This window comes from Bacillus cereus group sp. MG16, from assembly GCF_040459875.1.
GTDB classification, from domain to species: Bacteria; Bacillota; Bacilli; order Bacillales; family Bacillaceae_G; genus Bacillus_A; species Bacillus_A paranthracis.
Genome location: NZ_JARVHE010000001.1, coordinates 1314158 through 1334646, shown reverse-complemented (window position 1 = coordinate 1334646; position 20489 = coordinate 1314158). Strand labels below are relative to the sequence as shown.

Here is a 20489-nt window from a genome sequence, read left to right as displayed (position 1 = left end):
TCATTTAGGAAAGCTCTTCTACATTTTTAAATAAACTTACTAATAATGCTTTTTGCGCATGCAATCGATTACCGGCTTGCTCAAATACGATAGATTTTGGTCCATCAATAATTTCGCCTGTTACTTCTTCTTCACGATGGGCAGGTAAACAGTGTAAGAAACGATACGTTTGCTTCGCATGCTTAACAAGTTCTTTATTAATTTGGTATGGTTGAAATAAAGTATATTTCTCTTCTTCTCCCTCTTGCCCCATGCTCATCCAAACGTCAGTATAAATGAAATCTGCCTCACTCACCGCTAGTTCAGGATTATGCAAAATTTCAATTTTCGCCCCTGTTTCTTCAGCAATCGCTAATGCTTTTTTTACGATTTCCTCATTCGGTTCATACCCTACAGGTGTTGCAACAGCCATATGCATTCCGACTTTTGCACTCGCTAACAACAATGAATGACATACATTATTTCCGTCACCTACGTAAGCCAATTTTATTCCTTTAAATGTATTTGTTTCTTCATATATTGTCATTAAGTCTGCCAATGCTTGACAAGGATGATGGTCATCCGTTAATCCATTAATAACAGGTATGCTCGATTCTTTTGCAAGCTCTTCTACATCCGCATGTGAGAATGTACGTATCATAATCCCGTCAATATACTGCGATAATACTTTCGCAGTATCTGGAACGGTTTCTCCTCTTCCCATTTGCATCTCTTTTCCACTTAAAAACATACCATGTCCCCCGAGCTGTACCATTCCTGCTTCAAAAGATACACGAGTACGAGTTGAATGCTTATCAAATATAAGACCTAATATTTTGCCTTGCAGTAAAGGCTCTTGCTTATTCTTTTTTAAATATATTGCGAACTCAATTAAAGAAATAATTTCTTCTTTCGTTAATTCTTCTAGTGTTAAAAGGTCTTTCGTATTTAATTTCGGTACTTGTACAGTTGACATGAAAATTCCCCCTTATATGATTGATACGTTTTTTGTACAAACTACTTTTTTTATCATATATACTGCCTGTTCTAGTTCTTCATTCGTTACAATAAGTGGCGGTAATAGTCTTATAACATTAGGTCCTGCTTGTAATACGAGAAGTCCTTCTTCTTCTAGTTGTTCTATAAAACTTGCAACTTCATGCGTACATTCAATTCCAACCATAAGCCCCTTACCACGTATATTTTGAATACATTCGACATGTCGTAATTCCTCTTGCAACTTCTGTAATACGTACTCGCCCTTTTCCTTTACTTCTTTTAAAAACGATGGTTTCTTAGTTATTTGCAATACTTCTTTCGCCGCAGCCATTGCAATATAATTTCCACCAAACGTTGAACCATGTGACCCTGCAGGAAACGATATTCCAAGTTCTTTCCGGCCAATCATTGCTCCAACTGGAATGCCATTTCCAAGCGCCTTAGCAGTAGTAACGATATGAGGTGTTATTCCCATTTGTTCGTAAGCAAATAATGTCCCTGTTCTTCCGATTCCTGTTTGGACTTCGTCTATAATAAATAAGGACCCGAACTTCTTACATAATGCTTCAATCGCTTTCAAAAAAGATAGATCAGCAGGTATGACTCCTCCCTCTCCTTGAACAACTTCTATCATTACTGCCGCAACTTCTTCATTCATTACTTCCTCTAATGCCTTTATATCGTTAAAAGGCGTATGTAAAAAAGAGGGAAGGAGCGGACCAAATCCTTCTTTCACTTTATTTTGTCCCGTCGCACTCATCGTTCCGAATGTTCTACCGTGAAAAGATTGCTCGCATGTTACGACGAGAGATTTTTCAGTATGCTTACGGGCTAGCTTCAAAGCAGCTTCATTCGCCTCTGCCCCGCTATTACAGAAGAACACATAGTCTAATGCTATGTTTTCTGTTAATAATGACGCGACTTCTTCTTGTAAGCTGTTTGTAAACAGGTTAGATATATGCCATATTTCATGCAGTTGCTCTTGTACAGCTTTCATAACAGTAGAATGACAATGTCCTAAATTACATACACCGATTCCTGATGTGAAATCTAAATATTGCTTACTGTTATTATCAATGACTTTCGTTCCTTTTCCCTTTACAAACTCAATCTTTCTTCTCCCATACGTTTGAAAAAGATGACTTGTCATGCAATACTCACGCCCCTCGTTACCGTCGTTCCGATACATTCTCCTGTATCTTCCGTAAAATCTTTTGTACCATTTACGATACTTATCTTTGGCACTCCCATTTTTAATGATGCTAGTGCTGCCTGTACTTTCGGAATCATCCCGCCTGTAATAACTCCTTTTTCTATAAGAGTTGCAATTTCAGGCTCATCTGTTTTCTTTACCAATTTCCCTTCACGTAATATCCCATCTACATCCGTAATAAAAATGAGTTCTTTTGCAGATAATGCGGCCGCAATCCCAGCTGCAGCGGTATCCGCATTTATGTTATAAATCTCATTATCATTTATGCCGACCGGAGCAATAACAGGAATATAATTCATATTTATTAATCCTTTTAGTAAGGCCGTTTCGACATACCTTACTTTTCCCACATATCCTATCTCCTCACTGACAGGTTGAACTTGCAGTAGATTGCCGTCACATCCTGAACAACCTACCGCTCGTAAATTATGCTTTTGTAAATTCATTACGAGTTTTTTATTCGTACTTCCACATAACACCATTTGAACAACATCCATAACTTCTTTTGGTGTTACCCGTAATCCATCTCTTTTTTCTACGTTGATGTTACAATCTTTTAATTGGGCATCAATTTCTGGGCCACCACCATGAACAATCACTACTTTATACTTCTGTTGTAATTTCTTTATGCAATCAAAAAACACATCATTTAATTGATCCAACATACTACCGCCGCATTTCACTACAATATAATCGCTCATCTTCCCTCTCCTTATGTACGATAACAAGCGTTTATTTTCACATATTCATAACTTAAGTCACAGCCCCAAGCTGATCCGGTCTCTTCTCCTAAATGTAAATACACATCAATCATAATTTCATGTTCTTGTAATTTCATTTTCATTTCCTCTTCAGAAAACATTTGAGGTTCACTATTTTTCAGCACAACGATAGATTGAAGAGTAATATCAATTGTATTTGGATTAATCGCTACTTCACTTTGTCCAATGCTGCTAATAATTCGCCCCCAGTTTGGGTCTTCACCATGTATTGCTGTTTTCACAAGACTCGAACCGACTATTTGTTTTGCGATTTTCTTTGCCTCTTCATTCGTTTGAGCTCCTAGCACATTTACTTCTATTAACTTCGTAGCGCCTTCACCATCTTGTGCAATTTTTTTTGCTAAATCTTCACATACCTTCTGTAAGGCAAATACGAAAGTTTCCCAATCTGCATGTTCCATATCGATTGGTTTCGTTTCTGATAATCCACTTGCCATAGCGATGACCATATCATTCGTAGAAGTATCGCCATCCACCGTAATTTGATTAAATGTATGATTCGTTATTTGTGATAATGCGGTTTGCAATACGTCATGCTCTATATGAGCGTCTGTCGTAATAAAACTTAGCATCGTTGCCATATTTGGATGAATCATCCCTGAACCTTTCGCAACACCAGCAATCAGCACTTTCTTCCCATCAATCACCATTTCATAACAAGTTTCTTTCGTTATAAGATCCGTCGTTAAGATCGCTTCAGAAAAAGAATGAGCTTCCCTTTCTTCCTTCGCCGGGATAAGAGTAGCAATCCCATTTCGAATTATATCCATCGGCAGCGGAACACCAATTACACCTGTTGAAGCTACTGCAACGTAATTTTCTTTCATTCCAAAATGTTTCGCCCCTAATGCACGCATCTCATAAGCATCTTGTAATCCTTTCATTCCCGTACAAGCATTTGCATTTCCACTATTGACAATAATAGCTTGTAATTTCCCCTCAGTCGTTATACTATCCTTCGTTACTTGCAAGGGAGCTGCTTGTATTTGATTTGTTGTATAAACAGCAGCACATGATGCTGGTGTATCACAAACGATTGCCCCTAAATCCTTTTTCTCTTTTTTCAAACCAATTGCAGTGCCAATGGCCGAGAAACCTTTTGGAGTTACAATCGAACCATTTTCTACTTTTGTAATAGACGCTACTTTAATCATCATGTCCCCCCTTATAGATAAAGCGGCATATGTTGTAAACCTGTTGTTTCTTCTAGTCCCGCTATTATGTTTGCATTTTGAATTGCTTGCCCAGCCGCACCTTTCATCATATTGTCTATAACAGAAACGACTGTCACTCTTCCTGTTCTTTCATCGTAAGCTATCCCCATATCACAATAATTTGAGCCCCTCACTTCTTTCGGACTTGGAAACTCTCCTTGCGTACAAATTCGAATGAAAGACGCTTGTTCATACGTTTCTTCATATAATTTTTGAAGTTGTTCTATTTCCATTTCTCGTTTTACTTTCGCATAAAGTGTAACCATAATTCCCCGTGATATCGGTATTAAATGTGTACTAAACGTGATTGGCTTCGTTTCCCTATTCCACTCCGCAAGCATTTGCTCAATCTCAGGAACGTGTTGATGCTCATTTACTTTATAAATACGCAAGTTATCGTATAACTCAGGAAAGTGAGTCATCGTTGTTGGCGTTTTTCCTGCTCCAGATACTCCTGATTTCGCATCAATAATAATCGAATCTTCTTCAATTATGCCGCTACGAACTAATGGCAATGTCGCTAATAATGCAGCTGTAGCAAAACATCCTGGGTTTGCAATTAAATTTGCCTTTTGAATTTCGGACCTTTTCCATTCACTTAACCCATATACTGCTTGCCTAAGGACTCCTTCTTTTGCAGCTGTCCTTTTATACCACTGTTCATATATGAAAGGATCTTTCATACGAAAGTCTCCAGATAAATCAATTACTTTTAAACCTACTGCTAATAATTTTGGAGTTAGCTCTGCTGATACTCCTGCCGGGGTTGCCAAAAATACAATTTCTGCATCCTTCTCTATTTCCTCCACATCAATTTCTTGTAACGTATGAACAAGAACATTTTGAAAATGCGGATATACATTTGTTATACACTCGCCAACTTGTGAAAAAGAATGGAGAGATGCTATCGAAAAATATGGATGTTGCTCTAATAACCGAATTAATTCAATACCTCCATACCCAGTTGCTCCAATAATCGCGACCTTCATATGCTCCTCCTCATATCGATTCTTTAAATTAAGTATGATTATAATATTGTATATTTATAGAGTCAATTAAATATTTATTAATTTTAAAAACTTAAAAAACTTAATTTTACTAGAAAAACAATATACACAACAGAATTTTTATACATAAATATTGCATAGTAGTTTTTTTATTTCACTTCAAGTACAATAAAACAATACATACGTACATACAGGCGGGGAAAACATGAATGAAAAATTAATTGAGAAAATGATTATAAAAAGTTTTCAGCAATATCAATGTAATCCTATGTCAAATGAGGATCAGGAAATGCTTGTTAAACATATTCAAACGATTATTCATTCAAATACTAAAATTGATGTATACGAGGCAGTTGAGGATATCGTTTACGATTATGTGACTGGAAAATAAAGTGAAACTTTAATCAGCCCTCACCAATCGGACTTTTATGGGCAGTTGATCCCCCACCTAACTTCTTTGCTTTCGCTGCATTTTGAGGTGGGGGTCTTACTGCCCATTAAAGCGGGATAAAAAAATAGGAGATTTCCATATGGAAATCTCCTATTTTTTACTTAATGATTTACCTGCTACGCGCTCAAATAAACCTGGGAATAAAGCATACAGTTTCGGACCAATGCCCATCCATTTCGGTAAGTTTACTTCACGCTTTTTCGTTTGCATCGATTTTACAATTTGCTCTGCTACATATGTTGGTTTTAACATGTATCGTCCCATATTTTTCACATATGTACCGGATTGATCAGCTATTTCAAAAAAGTTTGTATCTATCGGACCTGGATTAATCGCTGTTACGAAAACATTCGTACTAGACAACTCCATGCGTAAACTATTCGTAAATCCTAATACTGCATGTTTCGTCGCTGCATACGCACTCGATTTCGGCGTTGCAATTTTCCCAGCAAGTGAAGCAATATTAATAATATGCCCTTCGTTTCTTTTCACCATATAAGGTAGTACCGCTTTCGTACAAGCTACTAATCCAAATACATTTACTTGGAACATATCTTTCACTTCATCCATTGACGCATCTTCAAACGTTTTAAAAATACCAAATCCTGCATTGTTTACTAATATATCAATACGTCCTACCTCTTGTAATACTTTTGAAAAAACAGATTTTACCCCCATCTCTTCACTTACATCTAATACATAATAATAGCAAGGCGTATTATAAGTTTCTTTAATTTTGTCTGCTAGCGCTTTTAATTTCTCTTCTGTTCTAGCCATTAATACTGGAGTCGCCCCCTGCTCTGCAACTTGCATTGCAACTTGCTCTCCAATTCCACTAGAAGCACCTGTAATGACGATTACTTTATTTTGTAAACGTCCCGTCATTGCTGTCACCTACTTTGCATAATAAATCAATTGTTGCGAAGATTCATCAATCATCACTTGTTGATTATATGCTAAAAAGTCTAATTGTCCAACCGTTTCTGAAATAGTAAGTGGCAATTGTTCCTTATACAATACCGGAAATAGTTTTACACATACTTCAAATGCTGTCATTGGTTTTTCCTTTAATAACTCAAGCACTTTAAATGCACGTGTTTCTTGCTTTTGTAATCTCGTTTCAATAAGTTGTTTCACATTTAGAACATCTTCTCCATGTCCTGATAAAATGCGTGAAATATTCATTTCACTTAAACGCTTTAACGTTTGATTATATTGTAATAACGGGCGCGCCCTTTCTGTTTGTCCTTCATATGGTGGTTCTAATATTGGATTCGAAGAAATATGACTAATGAGAGCATCCCCTCCAATTAGTATTCCATCAGATTCTCTATATAATGAAATATGAGTGGAAGCATGACCCGGTGTTTCAATTACTGTAAAACCAGGCATTGAATCAATACGATCTCCCTCTCTCACAGTATGCGTTAACGATCTATTACAAGAATATTTCAGTGTCCTTGTCGTCAATAACGCCTCGTCTTTCAAAAATGCTGCTGGAACACCAAATTGTAAAGCCGTCTCTCTAAAAAAATCATGATATCGCTTTAAAAATTCTGGATTTTGCGTGATCCACGGCTCATTCCAAGGGTGTCCAATAATGTTCGTCTTCTCAGAAAATATATTTAAAAGCCCACAATGATCCGCATGATGATGCGTAATAACTACTGTTTTAATATCTTCTATCGTATATCCTAATGTACCTAACTGACTTTCTAACGCATTTCTTGCCTCTTCTGTATTCGTCCCTGTATCAATTAATGTTAATGTCTCCCCCTCAACTAAAAACACATTCACAGTTTCAACTGCAAATGGCACAGGAATCTCCATTCGGTGAATCGCCGTCATGCTTAGCCCCCCTGTCTCTTTCCGGTTCAAAAATGAATACTTCTTCAGTTTACAACTTCCTTATATTTTTGTCATTATTTTCAGATAAAAAGAGGTGTTTCCTAGAAAAAAACGAATGTATGTACATTTATAAGAATTTCTAACCAAAATTAAAGGAGGAACATCATGTCTATTCAAAACATTTCCTTTCTCGGTGCGGGCTCTATTGCTGAAGCGATTATTGGTGGCTTGTTACATGCAAATGTTGTGAAAGGCGAACAAATTACTGTAAGTAATCGTTCTAATGAGACAAGGTTACAGGAGCTACATAACAAATACGGTGTCAAAGGTACACATAATAAAAAAGAACTACTTACTAATACAAATATTCTTTTTCTAGCAATGAAGCCAAAAGATGTTGCAGAAGCGCTTACCCCTTTTAAAGAAGACATACATAATAACCTGCTTATTATTTCGTTATTAGCAGGTGTTTCTACTCATTCAATTAGAAATCTACTTCAAAAAGACGTTCCGATTATTCGTGCCATGCCAAATACATCTGCAGCTATTTTAAAATCAGCTACTGCTATCTCGCCTTCTAAACATGCAACAAAAGAACATATTCAAACTGCCATAGCTTTATTTGAAACGATTGGTCTCGTCTCTGTTGTAGAGGAAGAAGATATGCATGCTGTCACTGCATTATCCGGAAGCGGGCCTGCTTATATTTATTACGTAGTAGAAGCGATAGAAGAAGCTGCAAAAAAAATCGGTTTAAAAGAAGATGTTGCAAAGTCACTTATTCTCCAAACGATGATTGGTGCTGCTGAAATGCTAAAAGCAAGTGAAAAACACCCGTCTATTTTGCGAAAGGAAATTACCTCTCCTGGTGGAACGACCGAAGCGGGCATTGAAGTATTACAAGAACACCAATTTCAACAAGCGCTTATTTCCTGTATTACACAGGCAGCGCAACGATCACATAATCTTGGGAAAACGTTAGAACAATTAACAAAAGAAAAATAAAAAATGGAGCTCAATCTTACTTGAGCTCCATTTTTTATAAACATATATTTTTAGTTATTCGTCTTCCCAAAAATCTCTTCTTGTAGACGACGACCAGTCGGTGTTGCTGCAAGTCCACCTTCAGCTGTTTCACGAAGTGCTACTGGCATCGTTTGTCCGATTCTAAACATCGCCTCAATTACTTCATCACATGGAATAGTACTCGTTACACCAGCTAATGCTAAATCAGCTGAAATCATCGCATTTGCAGCTCCTGCTGCATTACGTTTTACGCAAGGTACTTCTACAAGCCCTGCAACAGGATCGCATACTAAACCAAGCATGTTCTTTAATGAAATTGCCATCGCTGTAGCTGCTTGCTCTTGTGTTCCACCAGCCATTTCAACTGCAGCTGCAGCTGCCATTCCACTTGCTGAACCAACTTCAGCTTGGCATCCTCCCGCTGCACCAGAAATACAAGCGTTATTCGCAACAACCATACCGAAAGCTCCCGCTGTAAATAAGAATTCAATCATTTCTTCACGTGTAGGCTGCAATTTTTCTCTTAGTGCAAATAGTACACCTGGCACTGTTCCAGCAGACCCTGCTGTTGGTGTTGCACAAATAATTCCCATCGCTGCGTTTACTTCATTTGTTGCAACAGCTTTACTCACTGCGTCCAAAATCGTATCTCCAGATAAGCCTTTTCCACTCTTCATATACGCCTGAACTTTTACAGCATCTCCACCAGTTAAACCAGTTGGTGATTTCACTCCGCGAATACCACGTTCTACCGCTTGCTCCATCACGACTAAGTTCTTTTCCATACCAGCAATTACTTCTTCACGTGAAATACTTCTTGTTTCCATTTCACATTGAATCATAATTTCTGCGATTTTTACATTTTGTTCTTTAGCTTGCGCCACTAGTTCCGCTGCGTTCCGAAACATGGTGTGTCCCCCCTGCAATTATTCCATAATAGTTACTTGACAAATATTTTGTTGCGCTTTTATTTCTTCAATCACTTCATCTGCTAATATTTCATCTGTTTCGATGACCATAAGCGCTCTTCTTCCTTTTTCCTTACGAGAAACACTCATTGTACTAATGTTAATCTCGTGTTTCGCAAGGATTGAAGCTACTGCTGCAATAGCACCGAAGCGATCGTTATTTACAATAAGTAGTGCTGGACTCGTGCCTGATAATTGAAGATCGAATCCGTTTAATTCTACAACTTCAATTTTACCGCCACCAATTGAGCAAGCAACAACTTCAATTTCTTCTTCACCTTTATACAAACGAATTCTCGCTGTATTTGGGTGAGGTGCATTGGCATCCTCTTCAATAAATTCCACTTCAATTTCGCGCTCTTTTGCTATCTCTAGCGCCTCTGGAATACGTAAGTCATCTGTTTCAAACCCTAATATCCCACCTATTAGCGCTACATCTGTACCATGCCCACGATACGTCTTTGCAAATGATCCATATAATGAAATGCTTACTCTTTCTGGTTCATGACGAAACAGCTGGCGAGCAACTTGCCCCATTCTTGCTGCGCCTGCTGTATGTGAACTTGATGGACCAATCATAACTGGACCGATAATATCAAATACTGAGCGATACTTCATCATAACTCCCCCTAAACCTCTATGAAAAAATTTTTTACTATTCTATTAAGCTACCAAATCGGTTGCTTTTCCAGTTGTACTACGAATTTGTTCCGCTATACGAATTGGATCGTTTTTGAATAACAGTGAAGCGATATATCCTGAAATAATACCAGTTATAATATGAAATAAAAAACTTAGCATTACCTTCATTTACACATAATATAAGATAATCTACAGTAAAGTCTTGTAGCAATCCAAAGTTTAACACAGAACCCCTTACAAGCATAGCATAAACAAGTGAAACGCCCATTGCTTTCATACCTTTTGATGCCTTAAAGCTAAAAAGTGAAAAAGGCTTCATACAAATAATAGTAATGTCCTTCCTATTATAATTTCCATGTTGCCCTCTCACAATTTATTCAACTTCACTTGTTATGATAAACGTCTCAAACACATGTAGCCTACAGTAAATTATAATCTGTCCTCATTATAGCTTGTTTTTAATAAAACGCTTACTTTTGATGAATTTTAAAAGTTCTGAATAACAATCCATTTTTGCTATTTGTACTACTTGTATGTCGTCCGACTTATATAACAGTTTTTCTAAATACTCGATACTATGTAGTTTCATCTTATATCTTTACATCATTAAAATTTTCTGTTTCATCCTATATAAGCATAAAATGATAACAGTTTTATTTTTATTTTTTTTTAGAAATAAAAAAATGGCAACCTTTCGTCACCATTTTTTTCACAACATTATTATCTGTCCACTGGAAATGATTTTAAATCTGTAGCTATTTCTGTATTAGAAAATAGCTCTCTTGCCTCTTTCAATAATTCCTTATATGTATCTCCTTGATAACGAGAACTAATATGAGTCAATATTAATCGTTTTGCATTTGCCTGAAGTGCAATACTTGCAGCTTGCTTAGATGTGGAATGAAAATAATCATATGCTTGTTGTTCATCTTCTGCTGCAAAAGTTGCTTCATGAACAAGTACGTCAGCGTCTTGTGCTAGCTCTCTACTCGCTTCACAATATCTCGTATCACCTAAAATGGTAATAATTCTTCCCTTTTGAGGTGGGCCGATAAAATCTTTTCCGTTTAATATCGTACCATTTTCCAATTCAACTACTTCTCCATCTTTTAAATGTTTAAAGAGTGGACCTGGTTTCACGCCCATCTCCAGCAATTTATCGACTAAAAGGGCGCCTTGTATATCTTTCTCTATAATACGATACCCAAAACATTCAATACCGTGTGACAATCTTTTCGTTTCCACATGAAATTCATTATCTTCAAACACAGTACCTTCTTCTGTTATCTCAACAATTTCAAGTGGGTATTTTACATGTGTCGTACTTACTGATAATGCGACTTCAATAAATTGTTTAATTCCTTTTGGTCCATACACTGTTAAAGGTGTAGTCCCTCCTTGGAACGAACGGCTTCCTAATAAACCAGGCAATCCAAAAATATGATCACCATGTAAATGCGTAATAAATATTTTTTCAATGCGGCGTGGACGTACAGATGTATGTAATATTTGATGTTGCGTCGCCTCGCCACAATCAAATAACCAAGTTTGTCCTCGTTCTTCTAACAATTGCAAAGCAATTGCTGAAACGTTCCTTCCTTTCGAAGGAACACCTGCACCAGTTCCTAAAAATACAAATTCCACTTTCTTTCCTCCAGCTCTTTATATAATCTATCTTTCATCTTACGGAATGTTATTTCAAATGGCAAATCGAATTTACATAACCAATCATCTAGACAACTATATAACACGAACGTTATACTCAAAAAGTTTGGATATCGTTCGTGTTTTATGTTAAAATGATTATACTACATTTTAAGGGAGCGTTTTATTATGAAAGAAGCATTTCGTTTACAAACTGATTTTTCATCTTCATTTGATCGCTGGGTAAGTTCTTTCGTGTCTGATCACCCAGCACAATTAGAATGGACGACTTTGAAAGAATTAATCCATGAATATACAACAACACATACAAATGATTCGTTACCAACATATATTTCTTCAGCTTTAACATATTATGCACAACGTGTTTCAACAACAAATCGTTCAGAAATTGTTATTTTTGAAAATGTTACAATCTCATAATCTATAAAAAAAGCACTGTAATCAGTGCTTTTTTTATGTTTATTACGGTATTTATTTTCCAAACTTATTTCCAAAAACCCCCTCTTATTTCCTACTATATAGCTAAGATGAATCTATTTGAGTTTTCAAAAAAATATATTGACACTACAAAATTTCAGTGCTAACATTCAACGTGTAATTGAATATGGTCTCTGTTAGGTGAGGCTCCTGTATAGAGAAACGCTGCTGCCCAAAAATGTCGAGAGACGCCAATGGGTCAACAGGAAAGGTCGGAATGAAGGCCTTTTTTAACGTAGCTGGTTTCAGTACCTATGCTATACAGTGCTAAAACTCAACGAGGGAGAGGTGCATGTATTTTGTCATACACAAAACTGTTTTGATCTATATTTACTAACAGTCTTTGTTGTGTACTCTTTTAACTGCGAATTCAGACCTTTACTCGTTTTGAGTAAAGGTCTTTTTACGTATATATGCACCTTACTATGAAACAAACATAGCATATTCAGAAACTACTAAATTGTACGGAGGTGAGGAACAGTTGGCAATTGATGATTCGGCCCAGATACCCATATGTTTTACGTTAATATTTCATCATGTAGGTAGGAAAGAAACTGTTCCTCCTAATTTCAAATAGTCGAGTAACAGCTTGTTTCCTCCTTCATGAAAAAGGAGGAACTACCAATGTTAAATATACAAAGACAAGAAACAAAGCATGCTTACAATCAAGAGAGCATGCAAACAAATAACGAATTATTAGTGGAAGTCGCAACACAAGATGTAAACAATGCGTTACGCCTTTTAGAAACAACAGAAGATGGGCTCTCTAAACTAGAAGCGTCTCGTAGACTTTCTTTATATGGCCTTAATGAAATAGCTCATAATAAAACATCACCGTGGTACATTCAATTTCTGCTGGCATTTAAAAATCCATTTATTTTTGTTTTATTAGCCCTCGGCGCACTTTCTTTTTTCACAGATGACATACAAGGAACGATTGTCGTATCTGTAATGGTAATGCTAAGTGCAACGATTCGCTTTTTACAAGAATTTCGTTCTCAAAAAGCTGCAGAGCAGTTAAAGGCTATGGTTCGAACAACGGCGAGTGTCTTTAGAATAGATGGATTTGTACACGAAACAAAAAATGTAAAAATTTTAAAGCAAACTGATACAACGGAAATTCCAATTGAGGAACTTGTACCTGGCGATATTATTTCACTTTCAGCCGGAGACATTGTTCCAGCTGATGTGCGTATTTTATCGGCTAAAGATTTATTTGTGAACCAATCTTCTTTAACAGGAGAAGCACTTCCTGTAGAAAAATACGAAAACTGCTACCATACTGAAAATAAACATCTATTACCGCAAAGCACGAAAAAAAATTACAATCCACTCGATATGGAAAATCTTTGCTTCATGGGGACAAATATTGTAAGTGGTAGCGCAAGAGCGGTTGTCATCTCCACAAGTACCGATACGTATTTTGGCTCTTTAGCAAATAAAGTAATCGGTAAGCGCGTAGAAACAAGCTTTGATAAAGGTGTAAACAAAGTAAGCTGGCTTTTAATTACATTCATGCTTATTATGGCACCTATCGTTCTTCTCATTAACGGATTCACAAAAGGGGATTGGCAAGAAGCTTTCTTCTTCGCTATTGCAATCGCAGTTGGTCTAACACCTGAAATGTTACCAATGATTGTGACTGCTAATTTAGCTAAAGGTGCCGTTAACATGTCTAAACAGAAAGTAATTGTAAAACAGCTGAATTCTATTCAAAACTTAGGTGCTATGAACATTCTTTGTACCGATAAAACAGGAACTTTAACAGAAGATAAAGTTGTACTTGTTCGCCACTTAGATCCTAATGGTAATACATGTAATCGTGTATTACACTTTGCCTATTTAAATAGCTTCTATCAAACAGGATTGAAAAATTTAATAGATAAAGCCGTTATAAAACATACAGAAGAAAATCAAAAATTTGATCCATCTGTTTTTCAAAAGCTAGATGAAATTCCATTTGACTTTGCTCGTCGGCGTATGTCCGTCATTGTAAAAAACAATTCAGGTGAATATACAATGGTCTGTAAAGGGGCTGTAGAAGAAATTTTATCTATTTGCAACTACACTGAAATAGATGGCAAAATTGCTTCTCTTACCGATGACATGCGCTTACATGTAAAACAACTAAGTGAAACTTTGAATAGTGAAGGTATGCGCGTTATTGCTGTAGCTTATAAAAAAAATAGACCAACAAATAATAAAGAGTACGCCGTACAAGATGAAAATGATATGATTCTCGCTGGATATATTGGCTTTTTAGATCCGCCGAAACCATCTGCCGCTACTGCCATTCAAGCATTACAAAAACATGGTGTACAAGTAAAAATTTTAACTGGTGATAACGAAATCGTGACAAAAAAGGTATGTAAAGAAGTTGGATTAAATATTGGCGAGCCTATCCTTGGTTACGAAATCGATGCTTTACCTGATAAAGCATTAGCAAAGCTAGCCGAAGAAACAACTGTTTTTGCTAAACTAAATCCAATGCAAAAATCCCGCATTATACGAGTATTACAAGGAAACGGACACACTGTAGGTTATATGGGAGATGGCATTAACGACGCCGTAGCGTTACGGGAAGCTGACGTTGGCATATGTGTTGATACTGCAACTGATATTGCAAAAGAGTCTTCCGACATTATTCTACTTGAAAAAAGTTTAATGATATTAGAAGCAGGTATTTTAGAAGGACGCACTACATTCGGTAATATTTTGAAATACATTAAAATGACAGCGAGCTCTAACTTCGGAAATGTATTTAGTGTGTTAGTAGCAAGTGCCTTCATTCCTTTCTTACCGATGCTTGCCATTCACCTTTTAATTCAAAACTTACTTTATGATATTTCACAACTGTCTATCCCATGGGACAAAATGGATAAAGAGTTTTTAGAAAAACCAAGAAAATGGGATACTGCAAATTTACGGAACTTCATTATTTGCATCGGTCCCATTAGTTCCATATTTGATATCATCACCTATGTGGTCATGTGGAATGTCTTCGGTGCAAATACAGCTAGCGAACAATCATTATTCCAATCTGGTTGGTTTGTCGTTGGATTGCTAACACAAACTTTAATTGTTCACATGATAAGAACACAGAAGATTCCATTTATTCAAAGTACCGCATCAGTACCGGTTCTTTTATTAACCGCTTGTATTATGGCAATCGGAATTTATATTCCATTCTCGCCACTTGGAGCAGCCGTTGGATTACAAGCATTACCACTTAGCTATTTCCCTTGGTTAGTAGGAATACTATTAGGCTATGCTTTCTTAACACAATTCCTGAAAAATCTTTATATTAAAAAGTTTCATAGCTGGTTATAAAAATGAGAATGAGCGGGTGCTTCCCGCTCATTCTCAAAACATAACTTGGACTTATATGTATGGAGGTGACCATGATGGTATGGTATGACATTGTACTAAGATTATTTATTGCAATTATTGTAGGTGCTTGCATCGGAATGGAACGACAATGGAGACATAGGATGGCTGGGCTACGGACAAATGCTCTCGTATCACTTGGTGCCTGTATATTTGTTTTATTATCCGTCATGATTGATCACGATGCTAGCCCTTCACGTATTGCCTCTCAAGTCGTCAGTGGGATTGGTTTTTTAGGAGGCGGCGTTATTATCCGCGATGGTTTTAGTATTAGGGGGCTTAATACTGCGGCTACCCTATGGTGCGCAGCTGCTGTTGGTACTCTTACAGGCGCTGGTTTCCTCATTGCAGCTATATTAGGTGCAGCTGGTGTTTTACTAGCAAACATACTACTTCGCCCAATCGCTCTCTTTATGAATCAGAAATCAAAAGAAGAATCACCTGAACAAACGAACTACTTACTTTCTCTCACTTGTTCAGAAGAACATGAAGCCCATATTCATTTTTTACTTATGCATATGGTAAGTTCTGAAGGCATTGGTTTAAAAGAATTGTATAGTGAAGACGTAGATTCTAATCAAAAAGTGTGTATACAAGCGACATTACACTGCAACACAAATACAGCAGTCTTAATTGAAAAAATAGTGAGCAGAATGCTATTAGAATCTGGCGTTACTGCAGCTGGTTGGAAAACTTCATTAGATTTAGAAGCAAGTTGAACATAAAAGGTGTCATGATATTTACAGCTTCATGACACCTTCTACATAAACTTATTTTCTAATTTTTGCTGAAAAGACTTTTCTTGCTTACGTAATAATTGACTACCTCGTTGTAAAAGCGGCATTCCATACTTATCATTAATTTGATCAATGACAGCAAGTAGCGGCTCTTCTTTCGCATCTTCTTCAAATGAAAACAAATCTAATTGCTTCACCGATTCAGTCTTCCACTCTATTTCAGTAGCTGTAACACCTAATAAACGAACGGAATCGCCATCCCAATGTTGCTTCCATAAACGAGAGGCCGCTTGAAAAATATCTCGTTCTTCCCAAATGGCATTTTTCAATTGCTTACTCCTCGTTACTGTCCGCCTATCATGATATTTAATCATAATCTGAATATTATAGCTGACAAGAGTTCGCTTTTGTAATCTTTTACTCACTGATTTTGATAGCCTTTCTAACATATCAAGTAATTCTTTTTCTTCATCCATATCCTTTGAAAAAGTCATCGAATTACCAACGCTTTTATGTTGTCCCATTTGACTCGGATCAACTTCTCTATCATCCACACCTTTTGCCCTTCTTTGTAAATCAACACCATGCTTTCCAATTTTAGCGCGAATGATATGTTCATTTCCTTTTGCTAACTGTTCAATTGTTTGTATATGAATATCTTTTAATTTCTCAGCTGTTTTTTCTCCAATTCCATGCATCGCTCCAACCGGAAGCGGCCAAATCATTTCTGGAATATCTCGTTTTCGGAGCACGGTAATACCGAGAGGCTTTTTCATATCAGAAGCTGTTTTTGCTAGGAAAAGGTTTGGAGCAATTCCGATGCTACACGGCAACTGTAACTCTGTTAATAACGCTTGCTGAATCATCTTTGCTATTTCAAGAGGCGAACCGAGTGTGTAACAATCTGTAATATCTAAATATCCTTCATCTATTGAGACTGGTTGTATTTTTTCCGTAAAGCGGGAAAGGATTTGAAACATTTGAAATGAAGCTTCACGATATAATGTAAAATTAGGACGCCTTACAACTAATTGTGGACATAACCTTTTCGCTTCCCAAAGTGGCATCGTTGTACGTATTCCATATTCTCTCGCCTCATAACTACATGTGATGATAATTCCTTTTCTTTCTTTTTCATTTCCAGCAACCGCTAACGGCTTCCCCTGTAATGATGGGTCATGAGCAATTTCAACAGATGCGAAAAAACAATTCATATCTACATGTAAAATAACACGACCTTTTTTGGGATACATTTCTCGCATAGTACTCACCCCCTAATCAGAACGTTCGTTCTTTTATTATATCAAATTTTGCACAATAATTATAATCATTACTTGTTCTTTTCTATCATATTTATTGCTATAATTTAAATAAAGTGGATATATTTGTATTTCAAAAAAAGGGGTGATTATTATGAAATCGACTGATAAACTCAATTATACGTTTCTCGTAATTATACTAATCGTCGCAATCAATTATTTACTTCTTCCTATTTTTGATATGAACATAGCTGGTTTTCTCCCTCGCCTAGTCCATGTAGTAACAACTTACATACTGCCATGGATTTTCTTGTATTGGCTTATCCGCCTTGTAAAAGCAATCGAATCAAAATAAAAAGCGTGTAAATCAGTTGTGATTTACACGCTTTTTCTATTACATTACTTCGCTACTTCTTCAATAATTGCAACAACTAATTCTGCTGTTTTCGCTAATTCTTCAACAGGAATCTTTTCATTTGTTGTATGAATTTCTTCATAACCAACTGCTAAGTTAACTGTTGGAATGCAGTGTCCTGCAATTACGTTTGCATCACTTCCGCCACCACTTTGGTGAAGAGAAGGTGTACGACCAATTTTTTCAGCTGCACGTTTTGCAACTTCTACAACGTGATCGCCATCAGCAAATTTAAATCCTGGATACATAACGTTTACTTCAACGTCTGCATGACCGCCCATTTCTTTTGCAGTTGTTTCAAATGCTTCTTTCATTTTCGCAACTTGCGCTTCCATTTTTTCATTGATTAAAGAACGCGCTTCTGCAAAGATTTGTACGTGATCGCAAACGATATTCGTTTGTGTACCACCTTCAAAACGTCCAATATTTGCAGTTGTTTCAGAATCAATACGGCCAAGTGGCATTTTCGCAATTGCTTTCGCTGCGATAGTAATTGCAGATACACCTTTTTCTGGTGCTACACCAGCATGCGCTGTTTTCCCGCGAATAATCGCATTCACTTTCGCTTGTGTTGGAGCTGCAACAACGATTTCACCAACTTTTCCATCGCTATCTAATGCGTAACCGTATTTCGCAGTAATGCGCTCACGATCTAATGCTTTTGCACCAACAAGACCAGATTCTTCTCCAACTGTAATAATAAATTCAATTGTACCATGAGGGATATTTTTCTCTTTTAAAACACGGATTGCTTCGAACATGGATGCTAATCCTGCTTTATCATCTGCACCTAAAATCGTAGTACCATCTGATAAGATATATCCATCTTTAATAGAAGGCTTAATTCCATTACCAGGAACTACTGTATCCATATGAGAAGTAAAGTAAATTGTATCAACACCATCTTTTGTTGCTGGTAATGTACAAATTAAGTTACCTGCACCATGCCCAGTAACAGCCATTGTGTCATCTTCAAATACTTCTACACCTAAATCTGTAAATTTCTTTGTTAATACTTTGCAAATTTCTGCTTCAAATTTCGTTTCAGAATCTACTTGTACTAACTCCATAAATTCATTTACTAAACGTTCTTGATTAATCATAAGACTGCGCCTCCTGCACTACCATTATGTATGTAACACTATTAATTATAACAGAATTTCGCAAAAGTTTCGAAATACAAGACAAAAAACAGACGGTTTATATGTCTAGATAACCATCTGCTTTCTATTACTCATTTAACAATACCCAGCGCATATGATCTTCCCACACTCCATTAACCATTAACATCTTCCTAGACACGCCCTCATACTGAAAACCTATCTTCGTCACGACTTGTATAGATGCTAAATTTCGTGGCATAATCGGTGCTTCTATACGATGTAATTGAAATTCCTCAAAAGCAACTTGAATCGCTTTTCTAAGCGCTTCTGTCGTATAACCTTTGTTTAACTCTTCCTTATCTAATTTATAGCCGAGTACACAAGATTGGTAAATTCCACGCACAATTAAATTAAATGAAATACATCCAATTATTTTCGTATCATCACCTTTTTTAAAAATCCAAAGCCTGATGATTTTACCTTCTGCGATCTCTTTTCTATCCTTTTGTAACTTTTTCTTTTGATAATCTAACGTAAAAAAATCATCCGGTCTATACTCTTCCCAGGCTTTTAAAAATTCACGATTTCTGTCGTAATATTGAAGAACTTTTTCAGCATACGACTCATCAATTTCCCTTAAATGTAAACGATTTGTTTCATATATTTTCATCATCGTATCTCCATTCTTCAGCTTGCATAACAAAAAACTTATACCCTATCATTCTTATATATTCTCTACGTACATACAAATTTCCTGTTATACTTTACACACACTTCTCGAATTTTGTCATTTCTCTCCCCCTTGTCCACAATATCATTTCTCGTTACAATGATATTGTACTGATTTGCAAGGAGGTTTAACGATGCATAAAAAAGCTCAAAAAGTTATGATTTATGTAATGCTAATTTCTATGCTTGTAACAACATTACTTGCTGGCGCAAGTATGTTTTGGTAAAAAGGACGATCTGTTCGTCCTTTTTTTACTTTTTACACATAATAAAATAAACCATCTCGAAATCGAGATGGTTTATTTTATGTAAAGCACAATCGCTACAATACTAAAGAAAAATGACATTACAAGTGCTATCACAAAACTTGTATATTGTTTCTGCTGAAATGCCCCAATAACAAAAGTAAGATTAAGTAATGCCATACATACAATCGCTACAAGATAAGAACATATATTAAAAGTTGCCAATATGAATGTAATAATAAATAGAAATCCCATAAAAAACTGCATATACGAAAGTTTTGGATTCAAGTACATATGAGCAACTCCTTTATCTAATTTGATCTTTCTATACTCTCATTAACGC

At 36.4% G+C, this 20489-nt stretch carries 22 protein-coding genes and 1 riboswitch; of the genes, 7 read left to right on the top strand and 15 right to left on the bottom strand.

The window, feature by feature from the left end:
* Nucleotides 1-4: 4 nt before the first annotated feature.
* From argF to argC, 5 genes are read right to left on the bottom strand one after another with little or no spacing between them, the layout of a single operon-like run.
* Nucleotides 5-955, bottom strand: coding sequence for an ornithine carbamoyltransferase (gene argF / locus QCI73_RS07000; RefSeq protein ID WP_327922525.1), 951 nt, complete (start codon nucleotides 953-955; stop codon nucleotides 5-7).
* Nucleotides 956-967: 12 nt separating this feature from the next.
* Complete coding sequence (locus tag QCI73_RS06995) at nucleotides 968-2128, bottom strand: acetylornithine transaminase (protein ID WP_353822696.1); 1161 nt, start codon at nucleotides 2126-2128, stop codon at nucleotides 968-970.
* Nucleotides 2125-2892 carry an acetylglutamate kinase gene (argB, locus tag QCI73_RS06990; protein ID WP_353822695.1) on the bottom strand — a complete coding sequence of 256 codons (768 nt, stop codon included), beginning with the start codon at nucleotides 2890-2892 and terminating at the stop codon, nucleotides 2125-2127. The genes QCI73_RS06995 and argB overlap by 4 nt, the downstream gene beginning before the upstream one ends.
* An 11-nt stretch (nucleotides 2893-2903) precedes the next feature.
* Complete coding sequence (argJ, locus tag QCI73_RS06985; protein ID WP_327922523.1) at nucleotides 2904-4127, bottom strand: bifunctional glutamate N-acetyltransferase/amino-acid acetyltransferase ArgJ; 1224 nt, start codon at nucleotides 4125-4127, stop codon at nucleotides 2904-2906.
* A gap of 11 nt (nucleotides 4128-4138) precedes the next feature.
* Nucleotides 4139-5176, bottom strand: coding sequence for an N-acetyl-gamma-glutamyl-phosphate reductase (gene argC / locus QCI73_RS06980; RefSeq protein WP_353822694.1), 1038 nt, complete (start codon nucleotides 5174-5176; stop codon nucleotides 4139-4141).
* 223 nt (nucleotides 5177-5399) lie between these two features.
* Here argC and QCI73_RS06975 point away from each other — a divergent pair, with 223 nt between their 5' ends.
* Nucleotides 5400-5585 (top strand): YqzH family protein, encoded by a 186-nt coding sequence (locus QCI73_RS06975; protein ID WP_046197857.1) that lies wholly within the window; start codon nucleotides 5400-5402, stop codon nucleotides 5583-5585.
* A gap of 150 nt (nucleotides 5586-5735) precedes the next feature.
* Here the strand turns inward: QCI73_RS06975 and QCI73_RS06970 are convergent, their stop codons facing one another.
* The gene (locus tag QCI73_RS06970) at nucleotides 5736-6530 is read right to left on the bottom strand and encodes an SDR family NAD(P)-dependent oxidoreductase (protein WP_000147803.1); all 795 of its coding nucleotides are present in this window, start codon (nucleotides 6528-6530) and stop codon (nucleotides 5736-5738) included.
* A 9-nt stretch (nucleotides 6531-6539) separates the two neighbouring features.
* Nucleotides 6540-7493 carry an MBL fold metallo-hydrolase gene (locus tag QCI73_RS06965; protein WP_000125138.1) on the bottom strand — a complete coding sequence of 318 codons (954 nt, stop codon included), beginning with the start codon at nucleotides 7491-7493 and terminating at the stop codon, nucleotides 6540-6542.
* A 165-nt stretch (nucleotides 7494-7658) separates the two neighbouring features.
* Here QCI73_RS06965 and proI point away from each other — a divergent pair, with 165 nt between their 5' ends.
* Nucleotides 7659-8498, top strand: a complete 840-nt coding sequence (gene proI, locus QCI73_RS06960; protein ID WP_353822693.1) for a pyrroline-5-carboxylate reductase ProI — start codon at nucleotides 7659-7661, stop codon at nucleotides 8496-8498.
* A gap of 50 nt (nucleotides 8499-8548) precedes the next feature.
* Here proI and sdaAA read toward each other — a convergent pair whose 3' ends face one another.
* The 4 genes from sdaAA to rnz all read right to left on the bottom strand — a co-directional run bounded on the left by sdaAA (nucleotide 8549) and on the right by rnz (nucleotide 11773).
* Nucleotides 8549-9427 (bottom strand): L-serine ammonia-lyase, iron-sulfur-dependent, subunit alpha, encoded by an 879-nt coding sequence (gene sdaAA / locus QCI73_RS06955; protein ID WP_000489463.1) that lies wholly within the window; start codon nucleotides 9425-9427, stop codon nucleotides 8549-8551.
* Nucleotides 9428-9445: 18 nt separating this feature from the next.
* The gene (gene sdaAB, locus QCI73_RS06950) at nucleotides 9446-10105 is read right to left on the bottom strand and encodes an L-serine ammonia-lyase, iron-sulfur-dependent subunit beta (RefSeq protein WP_000877446.1); all 660 of its coding nucleotides are present in this window, start codon (nucleotides 10103-10105) and stop codon (nucleotides 9446-9448) included.
* Nucleotides 10106-10150: 45 nt separating this feature from the next.
* Entirely contained in the window at nucleotides 10151-10288 is a 138-nt protein-coding gene (locus QCI73_RS06945) for a hypothetical protein (protein ID WP_154214285.1), read from the bottom strand.
* Nucleotides 10289-10849: 561 nt separating this feature from the next.
* A complete protein-coding gene (rnz, locus tag QCI73_RS06940) occupies nucleotides 10850-11773 on the bottom strand; it encodes a ribonuclease Z (protein WP_353822692.1) in 924 nt (307 codons plus the stop codon).
* Between the two features lie 189 nt (nucleotides 11774-11962).
* Between rnz and QCI73_RS06935 the strand changes: the two genes are divergently transcribed.
* The 3 genes from QCI73_RS06935 (at nucleotide 11963) to QCI73_RS06925 (ending at nucleotide 16377) form a co-directional block, all read left to right on the top strand.
* The gene (locus tag QCI73_RS06935; protein ID WP_000656494.1) at nucleotides 11963-12214 is read left to right on the top strand and encodes a DUF3932 family protein; all 252 of its coding nucleotides are present in this window, start codon (nucleotides 11963-11965) and stop codon (nucleotides 12212-12214) included.
* Between the two features lie 183 nt (nucleotides 12215-12397).
* A riboswitch (M-box (ykoK) riboswitch) is annotated at nucleotides 12398-12565 on the top strand.
* Nucleotides 12566-12895: 330 nt separating this feature from the next.
* Nucleotides 12896-15601, top strand: coding sequence for a magnesium-translocating P-type ATPase (mgtA, locus tag QCI73_RS06930; RefSeq protein ID WP_353822691.1), 2706 nt, complete (start codon nucleotides 12896-12898; stop codon nucleotides 15599-15601).
* A 74-nt stretch (nucleotides 15602-15675) separates the two neighbouring features.
* Nucleotides 15676-16377 (top strand): MgtC/SapB family protein, encoded by a 702-nt coding sequence (locus tag QCI73_RS06925; protein ID WP_353822690.1) that lies wholly within the window; start codon nucleotides 15676-15678, stop codon nucleotides 16375-16377.
* A 41-nt stretch (nucleotides 16378-16418) separates the two neighbouring features.
* Here QCI73_RS06925 and QCI73_RS06920 read toward each other — a convergent pair whose 3' ends face one another.
* Complete coding sequence (locus QCI73_RS06920) at nucleotides 16419-17657, bottom strand: DNA polymerase IV (RefSeq protein ID WP_070806811.1); 1239 nt, start codon at nucleotides 17655-17657, stop codon at nucleotides 16419-16421.
* Between the two features lie 151 nt (nucleotides 17658-17808).
* On the opposite strand from QCI73_RS06920, the gene QCI73_RS06915 reads away from it, so the two are divergent.
* Nucleotides 17809-18009 carry a hypothetical protein gene (locus tag QCI73_RS06915; RefSeq protein WP_000842873.1) on the top strand — a complete coding sequence of 67 codons (201 nt, stop codon included), beginning with the start codon at nucleotides 17809-17811 and terminating at the stop codon, nucleotides 18007-18009.
* Between the two features lie 44 nt (nucleotides 18010-18053).
* Here the strand turns inward: QCI73_RS06915 and QCI73_RS06910 are convergent, their stop codons facing one another.
* Together QCI73_RS06910 and QCI73_RS06905 are read right to left on the bottom strand one after the other, a co-directional pair.
* Complete coding sequence (locus QCI73_RS06910; RefSeq protein ID WP_353822689.1) at nucleotides 18054-19172, bottom strand: tripeptidase T; 1119 nt, start codon at nucleotides 19170-19172, stop codon at nucleotides 18054-18056.
* A gap of 127 nt (nucleotides 19173-19299) precedes the next feature.
* Nucleotides 19300-19845 carry a GNAT family N-acetyltransferase gene (locus tag QCI73_RS06905; RefSeq protein WP_001993297.1) on the bottom strand — a complete coding sequence of 182 codons (546 nt, stop codon included), beginning with the start codon at nucleotides 19843-19845 and terminating at the stop codon, nucleotides 19300-19302.
* Nucleotides 19846-20035: 190 nt separating this feature from the next.
* Here QCI73_RS06905 and prli42 point away from each other — a divergent pair, with 190 nt between their 5' ends.
* Nucleotides 20036-20128 carry a stressosome-associated protein Prli42 gene (gene prli42, locus QCI73_RS06900; protein ID WP_000549038.1) on the top strand — a complete coding sequence of 31 codons (93 nt, stop codon included), beginning with the start codon at nucleotides 20036-20038 and terminating at the stop codon, nucleotides 20126-20128.
* Between the two features lie 72 nt (nucleotides 20129-20200).
* Here prli42 and QCI73_RS06895 read toward each other — a convergent pair whose 3' ends face one another.
* Entirely contained in the window at nucleotides 20201-20440 is a 240-nt protein-coding gene (locus QCI73_RS06895) for a DUF3894 domain-containing protein (protein ID WP_000281163.1), read from the bottom strand.
* Nucleotides 20441-20489: the final 49 nt, after the last annotated feature.